Annotated in this window: 16 protein-coding genes; 11 read left to right on the top strand and 5 right to left on the bottom strand. The window is 60.7% G+C overall.

What is annotated here, in order from left to right; translation table 11 throughout:
• Positions 1-27: 27 nt before the first annotated feature.
• Positions 28-924, top strand: coding sequence for a DMT family transporter (locus VSX56_RS01030; protein WP_339112368.1), 897 nt, complete (start codon positions 28-30; stop codon positions 922-924).
• Positions 925-963: 39 nt separating this feature from the next.
• Positions 964-1836 carry a lysophospholipid acyltransferase family protein gene (locus tag VSX56_RS01035; RefSeq protein WP_350934209.1) on the top strand — a complete coding sequence of 291 codons (873 nt, stop codon included), beginning with the start codon at positions 964-966 and terminating at the stop codon, positions 1834-1836.
• Positions 1837-1895: 59 nt separating this feature from the next.
• On the opposite strand, the gene VSX56_RS01040 is transcribed toward VSX56_RS01035, so the two are convergent.
• Positions 1896-2846, bottom strand: coding sequence for a DUF1223 domain-containing protein (locus tag VSX56_RS01040; protein ID WP_350934211.1), 951 nt, complete (start codon positions 2844-2846; stop codon positions 1896-1898).
• 441 nt (positions 2847-3287) lie between these two features.
• On the opposite strand from VSX56_RS01040, the gene acnA reads away from it, so the two are divergent.
• Together acnA and VSX56_RS01050 are read left to right on the top strand one after the other, a co-directional pair.
• Positions 3288-6044 carry an aconitate hydratase AcnA gene (gene acnA / locus VSX56_RS01045; RefSeq protein WP_350934213.1) on the top strand — a complete coding sequence of 919 codons (2757 nt, stop codon included), beginning with the start codon at positions 3288-3290 and terminating at the stop codon, positions 6042-6044.
• A gap of 142 nt (positions 6045-6186) precedes the next feature.
• Positions 6187-6498, top strand: a complete 312-nt coding sequence (locus tag VSX56_RS01050) for a TM2 domain-containing protein (protein ID WP_339112364.1) — start codon at positions 6187-6189, stop codon at positions 6496-6498.
• A 3-nt stretch (positions 6499-6501) separates the two neighbouring features.
• Here VSX56_RS01050 and VSX56_RS01055 read toward each other — a convergent pair whose 3' ends face one another.
• Positions 6502-7419 (bottom strand): heme-dependent oxidative N-demethylase family protein, encoded by a 918-nt coding sequence (locus VSX56_RS01055; RefSeq protein WP_350934216.1) that lies wholly within the window; start codon positions 7417-7419, stop codon positions 6502-6504.
• A 208-nt stretch (positions 7420-7627) separates the two neighbouring features.
• Here VSX56_RS01055 and purB point away from each other — a divergent pair, with 208 nt between their 5' ends.
• The 6 genes from purB to VSX56_RS01085 all read left to right on the top strand — a co-directional run bounded on the left by purB (position 7628) and on the right by VSX56_RS01085 (position 13536).
• Positions 7628-8932 carry an adenylosuccinate lyase gene (gene purB, locus VSX56_RS01060; RefSeq protein ID WP_339112362.1) on the top strand — a complete coding sequence of 435 codons (1305 nt, stop codon included), beginning with the start codon at positions 7628-7630 and terminating at the stop codon, positions 8930-8932.
• Positions 8933-9107: 175 nt separating this feature from the next.
• Positions 9108-10169, top strand: a complete 1062-nt coding sequence (locus VSX56_RS01065) for a flagellar motor switch protein FliG (protein WP_339112361.1) — start codon at positions 9108-9110, stop codon at positions 10167-10169.
• A 212-nt stretch (positions 10170-10381) separates the two neighbouring features.
• Complete coding sequence (gene gap / locus VSX56_RS01070; RefSeq protein ID WP_350934219.1) at positions 10382-11389, top strand: type I glyceraldehyde-3-phosphate dehydrogenase; 1008 nt, start codon at positions 10382-10384, stop codon at positions 11387-11389.
• A gap of 35 nt (positions 11390-11424) precedes the next feature.
• On the top strand, positions 11425-11568 hold the full coding sequence (locus tag VSX56_RS01075; protein WP_339112359.1) for a glyceraldehyde-3-phosphate dehydrogenase: 144 nt from the start codon (positions 11425-11427) through the stop codon (positions 11566-11568).
• A gap of 88 nt (positions 11569-11656) precedes the next feature.
• On the top strand, positions 11657-12658 hold the full coding sequence (gap, locus tag VSX56_RS01080; protein WP_339112358.1) for a type I glyceraldehyde-3-phosphate dehydrogenase: 1002 nt from the start codon (positions 11657-11659) through the stop codon (positions 12656-12658).
• Positions 12659-12840: 182 nt separating this feature from the next.
• A complete protein-coding gene (locus tag VSX56_RS01085) occupies positions 12841-13536 on the top strand; it encodes a YfdX family protein (protein WP_350934222.1) in 696 nt (231 codons plus the stop codon).
• A gap of 22 nt (positions 13537-13558) precedes the next feature.
• Here the strand turns inward: VSX56_RS01085 and coaD are convergent, their stop codons facing one another.
• The 3 genes from coaD to VSX56_RS01100 form a co-directional block, all read right to left on the bottom strand.
• Positions 13559-14056: a pantetheine-phosphate adenylyltransferase gene (coaD, locus tag VSX56_RS01090; RefSeq protein ID WP_339112356.1), complete on the bottom strand. Its 498-nt coding sequence runs from the start codon at positions 14054-14056 to the stop codon at positions 13559-13561.
• A gap of 200 nt (positions 14057-14256) precedes the next feature.
• Entirely contained in the window at positions 14257-14691 is a 435-nt protein-coding gene (locus tag VSX56_RS01095) for a CBS domain-containing protein (RefSeq protein ID WP_339112355.1), read from the bottom strand.
• Positions 14692-14912: 221 nt separating this feature from the next.
• Entirely contained in the window at positions 14913-15827 is a 915-nt protein-coding gene (locus VSX56_RS01100) for a LysR family transcriptional regulator (protein WP_339112354.1), read from the bottom strand.
• 153 nt (positions 15828-15980) lie between these two features.
• Between VSX56_RS01100 and VSX56_RS01105 the strand changes: the two genes are divergently transcribed.
• Positions 15981-17480: a CoA-acylating methylmalonate-semialdehyde dehydrogenase gene (locus VSX56_RS01105; RefSeq protein WP_350934638.1), complete on the top strand. Its 1500-nt coding sequence runs from the start codon at positions 15981-15983 to the stop codon at positions 17478-17480.
• The last annotated feature ends 22 nt before the right edge of the window (positions 17481-17502 follow it).

Genomic DNA, 17502 nt, shown 5'->3' on the forward strand with positions numbered 1-17502 from the left:
GGGGATATGAACCAAGAGGGGGCCGCAATGGCCCCCTCTTCCGTTGCGGCGGGTGGCGGGGCCGAAGGCCGCGTCGCGCCGCGCAACGGGCTTGGCATGCTCTGCGTGCTGGGAGCCTTCGCCTGTTTCACGCTGATGGATGCCATGGCCAAGGGGCTGTCGCGCCAATATGATCCGGTGCAGATCGTCTGGCTGCGCTATCTGTCCAACACGCTGTTGCTGGTGGCGATCTTCGCGCCCCGCCTGCACCGGCTGCTGCCCTCGCGCCAACCCGGCTTGCAGATTGCCCGCGGTTTGATGCAGCTTGCCACCGTGCTCCTATTCTTTACCGCGATCCAGTTTATCGGGCTCGCCGAGGCGACCGCACTTGCCGATCTCAACCCTGTGCTGGTCACGCTGGGGGCTGCGCTCTTTCTGGGCGAGAAGCTCGGACCGCGCCGCCTTTTAGGGATCGCGGCGGCCTTCTGCGGTGCGATGATCATCATCCGGCCCGGTCCGGGCGTCTTTCACTGGGCCTCGCTTCTGGCATTGGGGACCGCGATAAGCTTTGCAGGCGGCATGCTGATCACCCGCCTGATCCAGAAGGACGGGCTGATCACCTCTCTCCTTTGGGGCGCAATCATCGGATTGATCGGCTCGAGCCTCGCGCTGCCTTTTGTCTGGCGGCCGATTAGCGCCGATACGCTCTTGCCGATCCTCGGGCTCGGCCTCACCGGCGCCATCGGTCAGGGCTTCATCGTCAAGGCCTACAGCATTGCCGAAGCCTCCTCTCTGGCTCCTCTGGGATATACCGGGCTGATCTTTGCCACACTCTGGGGGATCGTGTTCTTCGGTCAGTATCCCGATCTCTGGACGGTGACCGGTGCGCTTGTGATCGTGAGCGCCGGACTTTATGTCTGGTGGCGTGAAAACCGCAGGGCCTGAGCGACACGCCGCCCCCTGTGGCACAAGACGGAGACCCCGATGCCCAAACGCGCAACCCCGAGCCTCACCGACAAGCTGTCGAATACCGTCTTCAGGGCGGGGATGGGGCTGTTGCAGCTGATGCCCTATGAAAAGCGCATCCCCATGGCGGGACGGCTGATGACATGGGTCTCGCCGGTGCTGGGCTTCCGGCGCCGTATCCGTGCCAATCTGGCCCTGACCTGCCCCGATATGCCGCAGACCGAGGTCGAGCATCTCTGCCGTGCCGTGCCCGACAATATCGGGCGCACGCTGGCCGAGATGTTCTCGGGACAAGAGTTCATCGCGCATGTGGGCAATGTGGCCATCGAAGGTCCGGGTGCGGCGCGGCTCATCCAACTGAAGGAAGAAGGCCGCCCTTGCGTGCTCGTTTCGGGGCATTTCGGCAATTATGATGCGGCCCGTGGCGTTCTGATCGCGCGGGGCTTCCCGATTGCGGGGCTCTACCGCCCGATGAACAACGCGCTTTTCAACCGCGACTATCTGGCCGCGATCGAGACCGTCGGCACGCCACTCTTCCCGCGTGACCGCCGCGGCATGACCAATATGCTGCGGCATCTGAAATCGGGCGGCATGGTGGCGCTGGCAACGGACCAGTATTTCCGTAGCGGAGCAATGCTCGACTTCTTCGGCCATCCCGCGCCCTCGCCGCTTTCGGCGGCAGAGATGGCGCTTCGGCTCGAAGCGGATCTGGTTCCGATCTATGCGATCCGCCAGCCCGACGGGTTGAGCTTCCGTATCTTTGTCGATACCCCCGTGCCACATACGACGCCCGAAGAGATGACACAGGTCACCCTGCATTCGCTCGAGGCGCAGGTGCGCGCGCATATGGACCAATGGCTCTGGATCCACCGCCGCTGGCGCAAGAAATAAACGCATCAAAAAGCCCCGCCAGAAGGTCGGGGCTTCGGCAATATCGCCGCAATTGGTCGTTACTTGATGCGCGCGGAGCCGACGATCGCGCCAGGCAATGGAACGGTTCGCCCGGGCTGCGAGGTCTGGACGATCACCACCGCCGGATTATCGCCCTCGACCTGCGTATCAAAGCTCATTGGCGTCTCGCCATCCCAATCGGCCACGATATGCCACTGGGTCACGATATTGGCGTAATTGACGGTCAGTCCCGCATTCTCGCCGCGCAGGATATCGACAGAGGCATCGGGGATATAACGCACCACCTGCACCATGGCATCCTGCCCGAGCGCGGTCTTGGCGGCCAGCGAGATCCGGTAGTTGGCTCCGTCCTGCGCCACCGATATCTCGACCGGCGAGGGTTTCGATGTTGCGGCATCGAGGGCGGATTTGATCGCCATCCGGTCAGCGCCCAAGAGGCGCTGCTGACCATTCACGATCATCTGCGGGGTGTAGATCATCCGCTCCTTTACCGCACGGGCATAGCCCTTCTGGCGCGAGGTGAAGGCTGGCTGGCCGAAGGGATCCTTCCAGCCCAGATAATCCCAGTAATCCACATGCAAAGCGAGCGCGATCACATCGTCCCGCGCGGCCAGCCCCTGCAACAGCTTGTCGGCGGGCGGGCAGGCCGCACAACCTTGCGAGGTGAACAGCTCGACCACGATCGGTGTGCGCATATCGGGCGTGTCGAGCGTGGCAATATCGCGCGACGACGCGACATCCTCGGATCCTGTGGCGCTGCCGGTCGCGGCCTGATCGTTCTGCTGGAGCCCGTCCTGAAGGGAGGGCGGCACGGAAGGTGTCTGCGCGCCTCCCATCATATCAGTCGGGGTGCCCTCCTGCGCCCAGACCGGATCGGACAGGGACACCGCTCCCGCGAACGCGCCAAGGCTGAACAGGAGCGCAAAGCGCAAGGGCAAGGCGCGGAACTGTTGTCTTTTCGCCGGATGATCCACCTGCGCAGTCGTCATGGAAGCGTCCAAATCCTTTACATTCCGCCAGAAGACTTAATCAGCCCCTGTGATGAAAGCCAATCAAGGTTTTGCGAGATGGCACGGGCACGGTTACGGCGTCATATTTGCCACGCGACAGAATTCGCCAGCAAGATGGATATACGGTTAATCGGTAACTGGCGCAGATTTGCAACGCCCACCCGAGCAGCGGCACGGATTAAGGTGGACTCTCGCTTCCCGCGCATTAGCATCAGTCGCAGGGCCGGTCAGATATTGAGGGCCCGCACGCGGCGCGCCTTGCAGGGTGTCGTATGTTCCGGCATGTCGCCGGAGCCCGATCGCCCTCGTGCGCAGTATACTGTTGCATACAAAAATTGCGCCTGCCCCCTTGTCCTCCCCCCCTTACCGCTCCAGATTAGGGGCAGCGATACCCTATTGACCTAGAGGGAGGCCAGACACATGCCCATCGAAACCGGCAATGATACCGCCAAGACCCGTCGCAAGCTGACGGTCGGCGACAAGACTTTTTCCTATTATTCCATTCAGGCAGCCTCCGATGCGGGGCTTGGCGATTTCTCCAAGCTGCCCGCCTCGTTGAAGGTCGTCCTTGAAAATCTTCTCCGCTTCGAAGACGACGGCTTTTCGGTGTCGGTCGATGACATCAAGGCCTTCGGCGAGTGGGCCGAAAAAGGCGGGAAGAACCCTCGCGAGATTGCCTACCGCCCTGCCCGCGTTCTCATGCAGGATTTCACCGGCGTTCCCGCCGTCGTGGATCTGGCCGCGATGCGCGACGGCATCAAGGGCTTGGGCGGCGACGCCCAGAAGATCAACCCGCTGGTGCCCGTCGATCTGGTGATCGACCACTCGGTGATGATCGACGAATTCGGCAATCCGCGCGCCTTCCAGATGAATGTGGATCGCGAATACGAGCGTAATATGGAGCGCTACGAATTCCTCAAATGGGGCCAGACCGCGTTCAAGAATTTCCGCGTCGTGCCGCCCGGAACCGGCATCTGCCATCAGGTGAACCTCGAATATCTCGCCCAGACCGTCTGGACCGATACCGATCAGGAGGGCAACGAGGTCGCCTATCCCGATACATTGGTCGGCACCGACAGCCATACCACGATGGTCAATGGCGCCGCCGTTCTGGGCTGGGGCGTGGGTGGCATCGAGGCCGAGGCCGCGATGCTGGGCCAGCCGATCTCCATGCTGATCCCCGAGGTCGTGGGCTTCAAGCTGACCGGCGCCATGGTCGAGGGCACCACCGGCACCGACCTCGTGCTGAAGGTCGTCGAGATGCTACGCAAACATGGTGTGGTGAACAAATTCGTCGAATTCTATGGCGATGGGCTGGATAACCTGCCGCTTGCGCAACGCGCCACCATCGCCAATATGGCGCCCGAATATGGCGCCACCTGTGGCTTCTTCCCGATTGATGCCGAAACCCTGCGCTATCTGGAACAGACCGGACGCGAGAAGGACCGGATCGCGCTTGTTGAGGCCTATGCCAAGGAGAACGGCTTCTGGCGCGATGCGGATTACGCACCGATCTACTCCTCGACGCTCGAACTCGATATGGGCACCATCGTCCCGGCGATCTCGGGTCCGAAACGCCCGCAGGATTACGTCGCGCTGACCAATGCCGCGACCGCCTTCGACGCCGTGGTGCGCGAATTCCGCGGCCAGGATGAATCCCAGGCGTCCGCCGATATGCTGGCCGAGGCTCCTGCCCCAGATACCGTGGCCGATCTGAAAAAATCGGTGACAATGGAGTTCGAGGGCGAGGAGATCACCCTGCATGACGGCTCTGTCGTGATTGCCTCGATCACGTCCTGCACCAATACCTCGAACCCCTATGTGCTGATCGCGGCAGGGCTTGTGGCGCGCAAGGCGCGGGAACTGGGCCTGAACCGCAAACCGTGGGTGAAAACCTCGCTGGCGCCCGGGAGCCAGGTGGTGACCGAATATCTCAATGCCGCAGGCTTGCAGGAAGATCTCGACGCGGTGGGCTTCAACCTCGTGGGCTATGGTTGCACCACCTGTATCGGTAATTCCGGTCCGATCCATCCCGATCTGTCGAAAGCGATCAATGACAACGACCTGATCGCGACCTCGGTCCTGTCGGGCAACCGCAACTTCGAGGGGCGGATCAGCCCTGATGTGCGCGCCAATTATCTGGCCTCGCCGCCTCTGGTAGTGGCCTATGCGCTGGCGGGCGATATGAATATCGACCTCGCCGCGAGCCCCATCGCGCAGACCCCCGAGGGCAAAGATGTTTATCTGAAAGACCTCTGGCCGTCGGATAAGGAAGTGGCGGATCTGGTGGCCAAGGTCGTCACCCGCGAGGCCTTCCAGTCGAAATATGCCGATGTGTTCAAGGGCGACGAGAAATGGCAGGCAGTAGAAGTCAATGGCGGCGAGACCTATGACTGGCCGGCCTCCTCGACCTATATCCAGAACCCGCCCTATTTCCAGGGGATGAAGCCCGAGGCCGGCACCATCTCGGATATCAAGGGAGCGCGGGTGCTGGCGCTCCTGGGGGATATGATCACCACCGACCACATCTCGCCCGCAGGCTCGTTCAAACCCTCGACCCCTGCCGGTAAATATCTGACCGAGCGTCAGGTCGCGCCGAAGGACTTCAACAGCTACGGCTCGCGCCGCGGCAACCATGAAGTCATGATGCGCGGCACCTTCGCCAATATCCGCATCAAGAACGAGATGCTCGATGGCGTCGAGGGCGGCTTCACCAAAGGGCCCGATGGCGAACAGACCACCATCTTCGACGCCTCGATGGCGTATCAGAAAGCGGGCACGCCGCTGGTGATCTTCGGCGGCGAGCAATATGGTGCGGGCTCCTCGCGCGACTGGGCGGCCAAGGGCACGAACCTTCTGGGCGTCAAGGGTGTGATCGCCGAGAGCTTCGAGCGGATCCACCGCTCGAACCTGATCGGCATGGGGGTCATTCCCTTCGAGTTCACCGAAGGCGATACCCGCAAGTCGCTTGATCTGACCGGAGAGGAAGTGGTGACGATCGAAGGGCTCGAGGGCGATATCAAACCGCTGAGCCTTGTCCCCTGCACCATCGAATATGCCGATGGCAGCAAAAAGGAGATCAAGCTGAAGGCGCGGATCGATACGGCCGTCGAGATCGAATATCTCAAGAATGGCGGCGTGCTGCATTATGTGCTGCGCAATCTCGCCAAAGCCTGATCGGCTGATATGACGAGAAAGGCCCCGCCCCTCGTGGCGGGGCCTTTTGCATGGGCGGGGCCTGCCTTACGCAAGCGCCCCTTGAAACGCGCCCCTCTCTCCCCATATCCATAAAGACACATGTAACAAGGATTTACATCACATGGACGAGACCCGTCAGCTTTATGTAGAGCAGCGCGTGGCCAACGAAAAAAAATCGGCGCTGATCGCCTATCTTCTATGGTTTTTCCTGCCGATGCTGGGCGTGCACCGCTTCTATCTCGGGCGGTGGATGTCGGGGCTGATCATGCTCATCCTGTTCGGGATCGGCACGGCGCTGGCGGTGATCCTGATCGGCTATATTCCCTTGGCTTTTGTGGGGCTTTGGTGGCTGATCGATGCGCTCCTGATCCCGTCGATGATCCGCCGGGATATGGACGAGATGCGCGCCCGCTATCTGTGGGAAAGCCGCTAAGTATCAGATACCGAGGCGTAAATGGCTGGTCTCCAGCGTTTGCGCCTCGTGGGCGCTGAGGCTTTCGGGGTGCACCATCTGCGTATGGATGGAAAACACCACCGCACGGGTCAGCGGTAGCCGCACGAGCCCCTGCCGCTCGACGCGGATCAGAGGGCGCTCCGCTCGCGCCCGACCGCGCTCGGCTTCTGGGCGGCTGTCGAAGAGATGCTGACCGGTGCGCGAGGCGGTCCCGCGCATCAGCGCCCGCCCCGGTTGCACCCCGTCCAGCAAGCGCTGCACACGTCGGCCCAGATCCTCCGTATAAATCTCGACGGGCTTATGGATACGCATCATCGGGCGGCCGATTTTCTCCGAGAGCTGCCAGCCCGCCGGAAAACACAGGATCGCGCCGGTCAGCAGATGCTCGCCCGAAGGCCCGTCCTGCATCAGGCAGAAATCGTTCTGAGTGAGCCTTCCGAGCGTGAGAAGCGGATGCTGCGCGTCGAGCAGGACCGCACGCCCGTCGGGGCAGATCATCCGCTCCCCCTCCTGCCGGTAGCCCTTGGCGGGCAGCAGATCCAACACCATCCCGTAGAGCTCCCGCGCAGCCTCTTCGGCCTGCGGCAAAAGCGCATGCACCGCCTCCTCGCGCTCGGCGATCAGCGCCTCGCGCAAGGCCATCTGCCCCGCATAGGCGTCATCCACCTCGATCCAGTCGGCCAGATCGAGCGGCACGATCCCCGGCAATCGGTTGGTGCGCGGATCGGCCCAAGGGGCGAAAGACAGACGGGATTGTAACACATGTTCCATGCCCCGAAGCTGCCCCCGCGCGCGGTTCCCGGCAAGCAGCTTTGCGCCATGCGCGGGCCAGTTTGCGACACTCACGCCCGTTTCAGAGACGATGGCCGGATCGGTGCGCGAAATTCCGGCGTCCGGCAAAGCATCGCGCGATGGATTCGCCCGATTATGCACCACGCCGCGACACCGGGCGCGCAAGCGCCCCCGATTTTACTCTCCCTACCGCCATTGATGCGCTAAATCGGCCAGTTTCCCTCCCCATCGCTGCCCCTCCGCCTTGCCCGAACGGGGCGCGCGGTCTAGAAGCGCCCCGACAGCACACATCAAGCGCAATCGAAAGGTCTCAAGCATGATCCCGCGTTATGCCCGTAAAGAGATGGTCGACATCTGGGAACCGGCCACCAAATTCAAGATCTGGTACGAGATCGAAGCCCATGCCTGCGATGCACAGGCCGCCCTCGGCGTGATCCCCAAGGAGAATGCAGACGCCGTCTGGAAAGCCAAGGATGTCGAGTTCGATGTCGCGCGCATCGACGAGATCGAAGCCGTCACCAAACATGACGTGATCGCCTTCCTGACCCATCTGGCCGAGCATGTCGGTTCGGAAGAGGCGCGCTTCGTGCATCAGGGCATGACCTCCTCGGACGTGCTCGATACCTGCCTCAACGTGCAACTGGTGCGCGCCGCCGACATCCTGCTGGCCGATCTCGACCGCGTTCTGGCCGCGCTCAAGACCCGCGCGATGGAGCATAAGAATACCGTCCGCGTTGGCCGCTCGCATGGTATCCACGCCGAGCCCACCACGATGGGTCTGACCTTTGCCCGCTTCTATGCCGAGATGGACCGCAACAAGGCCCGTCTGCAGGCAGCCCGCGCGGAAGTCGCGACCGGCGCGATCTCGGGTGCGGTCGGCACCTTTGCCAATATCGATCCGGCGGTCGAGGAGCATGTGTGCAAGCAGCTGGGCCTGACCCCCGAGCCGATCTCCACACAGGTCATTCCGCGTGACCGCCATGCAATGTTCTTTGCGGTGCTGGGCGTGATCGCCTCCTCGATCGAGAACGTTGCCATCGAGATCCGCCATATGCAGCGCACCGAAGTGCTGGAAGGCGCGGAATTCTTCTCGATGGGCCAGAAGGGCTCGTCGGCGATGCCGCATAAGAAAAACCCCGTTCTGACCGAGAACCTGACCGGTCTGGCGCGTCTGGTGCGCATGACCGTGGTGCCCGCGATGGAGAACGTGGCGCTCTGGCACGAGCGTGACATCTCGCATAGCTCGGTCGAGCGTGGCATCGGCCCCGACGCGACCATCACGCTGGACTTCGCACTGAACCGTCTGGCAGGCGTCGTCGAGAAGATGCTGATCTTCCCGCAGAACATGCTCGACAACATGAACAAGTTCCCGGGTCTGGTGATGAGCCAGCGCGTGCTTCTGGCGCTGACGCAAGCGGGTGTGTCGCGCGAGGACGCCTATTCCATGGTGCAGCGCAATGCGCTGAAGGTCTGGGAAGAGCGTCTGGACTTCCGCGAGCTGCTGCTTGCTGATGAAGAGGTCGTCAAGGCGCTTGGCGTGGACGGTATCAACGCGAAATTCGACATGGACTACCATACCAAACATGTCGACACGATCTTCAAGCGCGTCTTCGGCGCGTAAGGTCATCAGTATCGTTTATGAAAGGCGCCCCTTCGTGGGCGCCTTTTTCTCATTCTGGTTGTGAGTATAGTTAACTTACGCGAATTGCGTGTTTTTTTCTGATTTCCGGTAACCGGCCCTTAACGCTGAACTGCGAATGTGTGCCGATACAAGGCAGAAAGTCATGGAGTCTCGGGTGAACCAACTTGCCACTTTGGGGAATTTTTCGGCGGCCAGCTTCGATATGGGAAGCTCTCGCCCCGCATTGAGCAAAAAGCAGAAAGCCGCCATCATCGTGCGTCTTCTGTCCTCCGAGGGCGAGAAACTGCCGCTGATGCAGCTGAGCGATGACCAGCAGACGGAGCTTGCCGAGGAAATCTCGCGCCTGAGCCTCGTCGACAAGGACACCATGAATACGGTGATCGAGGAATTCTGCACCGAACTGGAGGCGATCGGTATCACATTTGCCGGTGGTCTGGATTCCGCCCTGAAGCTTTTGCAGGGCCAGCTGACGCCCTCTGCCGAGAGCCGGCTACGCAAACTCGCGGCGGGCAATTCGCGCTCCGACCCGTGGGAGCGGATTGCCGCACTCGAAACCGATGCTCTGGTGCCGATTGCGGATGAGGAAAGCATAGAGATCTGCGCCGTGCTGCTCTCCAAGCTAACGGTGGCGAAATCGGCCGAACTGCTCTCGAAAATGCCGGGCGAGAAAGCACGCCGTGTGGCCTATGCCGTCTCGCTGACCGGCAATATCGCGCCGGAAACCGTCTGGAAGATCGGTCAGGCGATTATTGCGCAGGTGGATGCCGTGCCAGTGCGCGCCTTCACCTCCGGCCCTGTCGAGCGTGTGGGGGCAATTCTCAACTATACCCGTGCCACAACGCGTGACGATGTGCTGAACGGCCTTGATGAGGCCGATAAGGATTTCGCCGATCAGGTGCGCAAGGCGATCTTCACCTTCGCCAATATCCCTGTGCGTATCGCCAAGAAGGACCTGCCGAAGATCCTGCGCAACATCCCTCAAGAGAACCTGCTGACCGCGCTGGCGGCCTCGACCTCGGGCGAGAACCAGAAAGCGGCGGAATTCATCCTCGAGAACATGTCCAAGCGGATGGCCGATGGTCTGCGCGAGGAGATGCAGACACTGGGCAAGGTCAAGGACAAGGATGCCGAGGACGCCTATGGCGTCGTGGTCAACGCGATCCGCGAGATGGAGGCCGCAGGCGAGATCTTCCTTGTTGCCGAGGACGAGGATTAAGCCTTTTATCGATGCAATCGATTCCCCCATTGCCGTCGCAAGAGGGCACTCCCGCGGCGCGCCCAGCGGTAAGCTGCCGAAGTTATCGCCACCGTTAGCGCAACCTTGGAATGTTTACGCTAGCATATTGATCTGAAATGTTTTCTCGAAACGCATGCGATGGTATCCAAGGGGCAATTCACGCATCCGATCGCTTCGCTTGGGAGAGCATCATGACAGTCACCATCGGGATTAACGGTTTCGGCCGTATCGGGCGCTGCACTCTGGCGCATATCGCGGAAGCCGCGCGCAATGATGTGCAGGTCGTCAAGATCAACGCCACCGGGCCGATTGCGACCAATGCCCATCTTCTGAAATACGACTCGGTCCATGGGCGCTTTGGTGGTCAGGTGAAGGTCGAGGGGAACACGCTCGATCTCGGTCAGGGCCCAATCGAGGTAATGTCGACCTATAATCCGCAGGAGCTGGATTGGGAGGGCGTAGACGTTGTCATGGAATGCACCGGCAAGTTCAATGCCCGCGACAAGGCCGCCGTTCACCTGACCCGCGGTGCCAAGCGCGTGCTGGTCTCGGCCCCCGCGACCGCCGTTGACCGCACCGTTGTCTACGGGGTGAACCACCGCGATCTGACGCTGGCCGACGAGATCGTGTCGAACGGATCGTGCACCACGAACTGCCTCGCGCCGCTGGCCAAGGTCCTCAATGACGCCATCGGTATCGACTCGGGCGTGATGACCACCATCCATTCCTATACCGGTGACCAGCCGACGCTGGACCGCCGCCACAAGGATCTCTACCGCGCCCGCGCCGCCGCAATGGCGATGATCCCGACCTCGACGGGTGCTGCCAAGGCCATTGGCGAGGTGTTGCCCGAACTCGCCGGTCGCCTTGATGGCTCCTCGATCCGCGTCCCCACGCCGAATGTCTCGGCGGTAGACCTGACCTTCATCGCCAAAAAGACCGTGACCGTCGAGGACGTGAACGAGGTGGTGCGCGAGGCCGCAATGGGCCATATGGGCAAGGTTCTGGCCTATGATCCCGAGCCCAAGGTCTCGATCGACTTCAACCACACCCCCTACTCGTCGATTTTTGCTCCCGACCAGACGAAAGTCACCGGTGGCAAGCTTGTGCGCGTGCTGGCTTGGTATGATAACGAATGGGGCTTCTCCTGCCGGATGGCCGATGTGGCCGGCACGATGGGCCGTCTTCTGCTGAACTGAGGCTTCCGGCCAGCCGGGAGCGGAAACGGGGGTCTATGACCAACATCATCGCTCTTTGGCTGGCCGCCTTCGTCGTGTTGGCGATCATCGCCGATTTCATCCTGACCGGCGGCCACACGCTCTTCTTCCTTACTGTCAAATTGACTGATCTTGTCGATTATCTTCAATTCTGGCGCTGATGACCCTACATTCGCGTTGACCTTTCATGGCGAATGTTCATGTTAGCGCAAACGACGACAAAGGCGTCGCAGAAGAGAGGAGACAAAGATGACGGTCAAAGTAGCGATCAACGGTTTCGGTCGGATCGGGCGCAACGTTCTGCGCGGTATTATCGAGTCCGGTCGGACCGATATCGAGGTTGTGGCGATCAACGACCTCGGGCCCGTCGAAACCAACGCGCATCTCATCCGGTTCGATTCGGTTCATGGCCGGTTCCCGGGTGAAGTCACCACTGGCGAGGACTGGATCGATGTCGGCCGTGGCCCGATCCGTGTCACCGCGCTGCGCGATCCCAAGGAACTGCCCTGGGGCGATGTCGATGTCGCGCTGGAATGCACCGGCATCTTTACCGACCGCGAGAAAGCCAAGATCCATCTGGAGAACGGCTCCAAGCGCGTTCTGGTCTCCGCCCCCTCGAACGGTGCCGACAAGACCATCGTCTTCGGTGTGAACGACAACACCCTGACCGCCGAGGATCTGGTTGTCTCCAACGCGTCCTGCACCACCAACTGCCTCTCGCCCGTGGCCAAGGTGCTCAACGATAGCGTGGGCATCGTGAAGGGCTTCATGACCACCGTGCACAGCTATACCGGTGACCAGCCGACGCTGGATACGATGCATAAGGATCTCTATCGTGGTCGTGCCGCGGCCCTGTCGATGATCCCGACCTCGACCGGTGCGGCCAAGGCCGTGGGTCTGGTTCTGCCGGAACTCAATGGCAAACTCGACGGCGTCGCAATCCGCGTGCCGACCCCGAACGTCTCGGTCGTCGATCTGACCTTCGAGGCTTCCCGTGCAACCACCGTCGAAGAGATCAACGAGGCGATCAAAGCCGCCGCTGATGGCCCGCTGAAAGGCGTTCTGGGCTATACCGCGCGTCCGAATGTCTCGATCGACTTCAACCACGACCCCCATAGCTCGACCTTCGCCTTTGATCAAACGAAGGTGATGGATGGCACGATGGTCCGTATTCTGACCTGGTATGACAATGAATGGGGCTTCTCGAATCGTATGGCGGATACCGCCGTGGCAATGGGTAAGCTCATCTGAATATTGGCAAAAATGTGTCACAAAAGGGGCCCTCGGGGCCCCTTTTTCATTCCACTCACTTTGGCTTGAAAGCTATGTGACTGGAATCGCGGAACCTTTCTTTCCATGCTGCGTTATCTTTGCAACAGCGCCGGGAAATCCCTGCTCTAATCGATAACTACTCCTCGGAAAGGAGTCACATGATGGACTGTAAAACTCGTTTTGTTTCGGCCGCTCTCATCGGGAGCCTGATCTCCGCCACCGCGATCGCCCCGGTTTTCGCAGAAGGGGCGCAAACGCCCGATCTGGAGAAAATCGAACAGAAATCGGCGACGGATGCAGACCTTGTGAAACTCTCCAAAAATGCTGCGCTATCCATGCATGCGGTGCGCGGCGCACGTCTCGCTCTGTTTGATGGCCAGAAAGAGGCTGCAGGCAAGATGATCGACGGGGCTCTGACCTATATGCAGAAAGCTGAAGCCAGCGACAGCAAGGGCATCGCGCCGATGAACACTACACAGCCCGGCGACTATGTGCCCTTTGATCTGGCCATGAATGTCGGCGCCGATTTTGCGGTGACCAAGCAGAACGAGCATCAGATCGAAGCCGCGCAAACCATGGCGGCAAATGGTGACCAACTGGGCGCGGCCAAACTGCTGAAGGCATCGGATGTTTCGGTGGGTCTGTCCTCGGCACTCATCCCCGCCGATCTTGCAACCGAGCAGCTGAAAGATGCGCAGGACGCCTATAAGGCCGGCGATATGGACAAGGCCAACATGGCGTTGAAGGCGGTCGAGGAATCGGTAGTGTTCCAGAATGTGAACTATACCGAGATCCCCGATCAGTCGCCGCAGATCAGCCGTAACAATGCCGCGGCCGTGCTCCGGAACGAAAGCTGACCTTACAACTGCCTGACTCAGGTCAGGCAGTTTTCAGTTTGGCGGTCAGGCGTTGATGCACAAGCGGCGTGACGAAATGCGACACATCGCCATCGAGCCGCGCGATTTCCTTCACCAGTTTGGACGCGATCGCCTGACGGCGCGCATCGGCCATCATGAACACGGTCTCGATCTCGCTATTGAGTGCGCGGTTCATCCCGACCATCTGGAATTCATATTCGAAATCGGCGACAGCCCGCAGGCCACGAATGATCACATTGGCACCGACATCGGCCGCACAATCGATCAACAGGTTCTCGAACGGATAGACCTGGATCTCGCCCCCCCGCTTGGCGGTGATCCGCGCACATTCCGCCTCGATCATCTCGACGCGTTCTTCGAGAGAAAAAAGCGGGCCCTTGTCGCGGTTGATTGCGACACCGATCACAAGACGGTCCACAAGCGACAGGCCGCGTTCGATAATATCGAGATGCCCCAGAGTAACCGGATCAAAAGTGCCGGGATACAGGCCGATACGCATGATTGGGGGGCTCCTACCTCTGCTTTTGCGCGTCCTCGCCCGCGCAGTCATCAAGGCACAGGCAACAAGATTGTGTCAGCAGATGCAAGGGTTAACGCGCGCAGAGCGCGAAAACTGGTGCAGATTTACGACCAGTTCCGGCGATCGACCCCCTGACGCCATCGACCGATAGGGCGGGCCACTGGCCCACCCGCAGTCTTTCAGTTACCCATGATCATTCCGGTCAGGGCTTCTTTTTCCATATGCAACTCGTCCACACGCGCCGCAGCCACATCGCGGATCGAGATCAGACCGACCATCTCGCCATCGGCAACGACGGGCATATGGCGGAAACCGCCCGCGCTCATCATTTCGAGAACCTCGGTCGTGGTGGTGGTGCGGCAGCAGCTGGTGATCTTGGTCGACATGATCGTGGAGACCGGATGCGACAGGCAGGTGCCGCCATGGCGACCGATCTCGCGCACCAGATCGCGCTCCGACACGATCCCGTCGATATGTTTGCCATCGCGTGACACAACGACCGCACCGATCTTGCGCGCCGAAAGCAGGCGGGCCACATCGGCAATCGAGTCCTCGGGCACTACGGTTACAACGCCGTCATCTTTCTTCGACTTCAGAATTTGCAGAACCTGCATGGTATCCTCCTCGGGCTGGAATGTCCTTTCCCCAAGTTCAAGGGTCGGGGTCAGACCCCCTTCATGTCAAGCCCGAGCAGTGAACAAGAGATTGCCAGATGCGTATTTCCGCGCGACTCCCGCCAGAGTTGCGACAGTCTGCCGCAGGCGGGTGCCCCTTTTTTGGGCGTAAGCTAGCTCATTGGTTTTTAAAGAATTAATAAGCCCAACCCGAAACGAAACTACTCCGGCAAAGGCAGCCCCTGTGCCGCCAATGTTTCCAGCCGCGCCACTTCCGCGCGCAGGCCCTGCCCCAGCATCTCGGCCACGCGGGTCAGCCGCTCGGAGCGGCGATCATCGGCATGGCGCAGCAACCAGAAGGTGCGCCGGATCGCCACTTCCTCGGTCAGCACCGTCACCACTCCCGGCGCGAAGGGCAGCGCGAAATCATGCACCACGCCCAGCCCTGCACCGGCCCGCAGCATTTGCATCTGAACCGAGACCGAATTCGAAGCCAGCTGCACCCGCTCCGCCCCCGTCTCGGACAGATAATCGAGCCCCTTGTCGAAGATCATGTCGGCGATATAACCGACAACCCGGTGATCCCTGATATCGGCCTTCGTGCGGATCGGCGGATGGGCGGCCAGATAATCGCGATGCGCGGCCAAATGCAGGTGGTAATCGGCCAGTTTCTGGACCGTGAGCCGCCCCGCCGTGGGCCGGGAAACGGCAATCGCCATATCGGCCTCGCGCTTGGAAAGGTTGAATACCCGCGGAAGTGCCACGATCTGCAGATCCAGCTCGGGGTTCTCCTCGGTGATCCTTTTGCAGATCTGCGGCAGCAGGTAATTGGCAATCCCGTCAGGCGCACCGATCCGCAGCTGACCCGTCAGCTTGCCCGCCTGCCCACTGATCTCCTCTTCGGCCTGCCCCATCACCTGTTCCATCGCCTCGGCATGCGGCAAAAGCCGCGTGCCCGGATCGGTAAGCGTATAGCCCTGGGGAGATTTCAGAAAAAGCTTCGTCGACATGACCTCCTCGAGCCGCGCGACACGCCGCCCGACTGTCGCAGCGTCACATTTCAGGCTGCGCCCCGCGCCCGAAAGGCTCTCGGCACGGGCCACCGCAAGGAAAACACGCAGATCGTCCCAGTCCATTTACCACCATCCCCTTCAGGCTTTGCGAATTTGCAAAACGTCCTTTGAGACTTATCCCCTTTTCTGCGCAATCCCGCAACACTAGCCTGCTCTCCAGAAACTGCCCTCGGGCAGACAGAGGAGGACACTATGAAAGATTTCGGGAGCCAAGGCGTGAAAGAACTGGGTCATTGGATCAACGGCGAATATGTCGCCGGCAAATCGGGTCGTTTTGCGGATATCTACAATCCCGCAACCGGTGAAATTCAGGCCAAGGTCGCGCTGGCAACGGTCGAAGAAGTGCAATCGGCCATCGCGAAAGCCGCCGAGGCGCAGGTGAAATGGGCGGCCACGAACCCCCAGCGCCGTGCCCGCGTGATGATGAAATTCGCGCAGCTGATCAACGACAATATGGAAGAGCTGGCAGAGCTGGTCTCCAAAGAGCACGGCAAGACCATCCCCGATGCACGCGGTGACGTGCAGCGCGGTCTGGAAGTGGTCGAAGTCTGCCAGGGCGGTCCGTCGCTGCTGAAAGGCGAATACACCGATAACGCCGGTCCGGGCATCGACCTCTATTCGATGCGTCAAGCTCTGGGCGTTGTGGCCGGCATCACGCCGTTCAACTTCCCGGCAATGATCCCGCTGTGGAAAATGGCGCCCGCACTGACCTGCGGTAACGCGATGATCCTCAAGCCCTCCGAGCGTTGCCCCTCGACCTCGTTCCGTCTGGCCGAACTGCTGAAAGAAGCAGGCCTGCCCGATGGCGTTCTGCAGATCGTCAATGGCGACAAGACCGCAGTAGACGCGATCCTCGACGACGAGACCATTCAGGCCGTAGGCTTCGTGGGCTCGACCCCGATCGCGCAATATATCTATGGCCGCGCCACCACCAACGGCAAGCGCGCGCAGTGCTTCGGCGGTGCGAAAAACCACATGATCATCATGCCCGATGCGGACATGGACAAAGCCGCAGACGCGCTGATCGGCGCGGGCTATGGCGCGGCAGGCGAACGCTGCATGGCAATCTCGGTTGCGGTTCCGGTGGGTGAAGGCACCGCCGAGAAACTCGTCGAGCGTCTGGTTCCGAAGATCGAGAAGCTGAAAATCGGGCCGTATACCGCAGGCGAAGACGTGGATTACGGTCCGGTCATCACCAAAGCGGCTCAAGACCGTATCCTCGGTCTGATCGACAAGGGTGTGGAAGAAGGCGCGACGCTGGTCACCGATGGCCGTGGCTTCAAGCTGCAAGGCTACGAGAACGGCTTCTATGTCGGCCCGACGCTGTTTGACAACGTCACCCCGAATATGGAGATCTATAAGCAGGAGATCTTCGGACCGGTCCTGTCGATGGTTCGCGCAGAATCCTACGAGCAGGCTCTGGCTCTGGTGATCGAGAATGAATACGGCAATGGCACCGCCATCTACACCGCCGATGGCGATGTGGCGCGCGACTTCGCAAGCCGTGTGAATGTGGGCATGGTCGGCATCAACTTCCCGATCCCGGTTCCGCTGTCCTACTACACCTTCGGCGGCTGGAAAAAATCGGCCTTCGGCGACCTGAACCAATACGGTCCGGATGCCTTCCGCTTCTACACCAAGACCAAAACCGTCACCGCACGCTGGTTCTCGGGCATCAAGGACGGTGCCGCGCTGAACTTCAAGGCGATGGACTAAGCTCCCGCTCGGGCTTTGCGGC

It is taken from the genome of Thioclava kandeliae, from assembly GCF_040297545.1.
GTDB classification, from domain to species: Bacteria; Pseudomonadota; Alphaproteobacteria; order Rhodobacterales; family Rhodobacteraceae; genus Thioclava; species Thioclava kandeliae.

What these genes read in the sequence shown, in the direction of transcription:
- VSX56_RS01035 (WP_350934209.1), top strand. Translation starts at nt 964, where the DNA reads ATGCCCAAACGCGCAACCCCGAGCCTCACCGACAAGCTGTCGAATACC.
- purB (WP_339112362.1), top strand. Translation starts at nt 7,628, where the DNA reads ATGATCCCGCGTTATGCCCGTAAAGAGATGGTCGACATCTGGGAACCG.
- gap (WP_339112358.1), top strand. Translation starts at nt 11,657, where the DNA reads ATGACGGTCAAAGTAGCGATCAACGGTTTCGGTCGGATCGGGCGCAAC.
- VSX56_RS01100 (WP_339112354.1), bottom strand. Translation starts at nt 15,827, where the DNA reads ATGGACTGGGACGATCTGCGTGTTTTCCTTGCGGTGGCCCGTGCCGAG.
- VSX56_RS01075 (WP_339112359.1), top strand. Translation starts at nt 11,425, where the DNA reads ATGACCAACATCATCGCTCTTTGGCTGGCCGCCTTCGTCGTGTTGGCG.
- VSX56_RS01050 (WP_339112364.1), top strand. Translation starts at nt 6,187, where the DNA reads ATGGACGAGACCCGTCAGCTTTATGTAGAGCAGCGCGTGGCCAACGAA.
- gap (WP_350934219.1), top strand. Translation starts at nt 10,382, where the DNA reads ATGACAGTCACCATCGGGATTAACGGTTTCGGCCGTATCGGGCGCTGC.
- coaD (WP_339112356.1), bottom strand. Translation starts at nt 14,056, where the DNA reads ATGCGTATCGGCCTGTATCCCGGCACTTTTGATCCGGTTACTCTGGGG.
- VSX56_RS01085 (WP_350934222.1), top strand. Translation starts at nt 12,841, where the DNA reads ATGGACTGTAAAACTCGTTTTGTTTCGGCCGCTCTCATCGGGAGCCTG.
- VSX56_RS01030 (WP_339112368.1), top strand. Translation starts at nt 28, where the DNA reads ATGGCCCCCTCTTCCGTTGCGGCGGGTGGCGGGGCCGAAGGCCGCGTC.
- acnA (WP_350934213.1), top strand. Translation starts at nt 3,288, where the DNA reads ATGCCCATCGAAACCGGCAATGATACCGCCAAGACCCGTCGCAAGCTG.
- VSX56_RS01040 (WP_350934211.1), bottom strand. Translation starts at nt 2,846, where the DNA reads ATGACGACTGCGCAGGTGGATCATCCGGCGAAAAGACAACAGTTCCGC.
- VSX56_RS01095 (WP_339112355.1), bottom strand. Translation starts at nt 14,691, where the DNA reads ATGCAGGTTCTGCAAATTCTGAAGTCGAAGAAAGATGACGGCGTTGTA.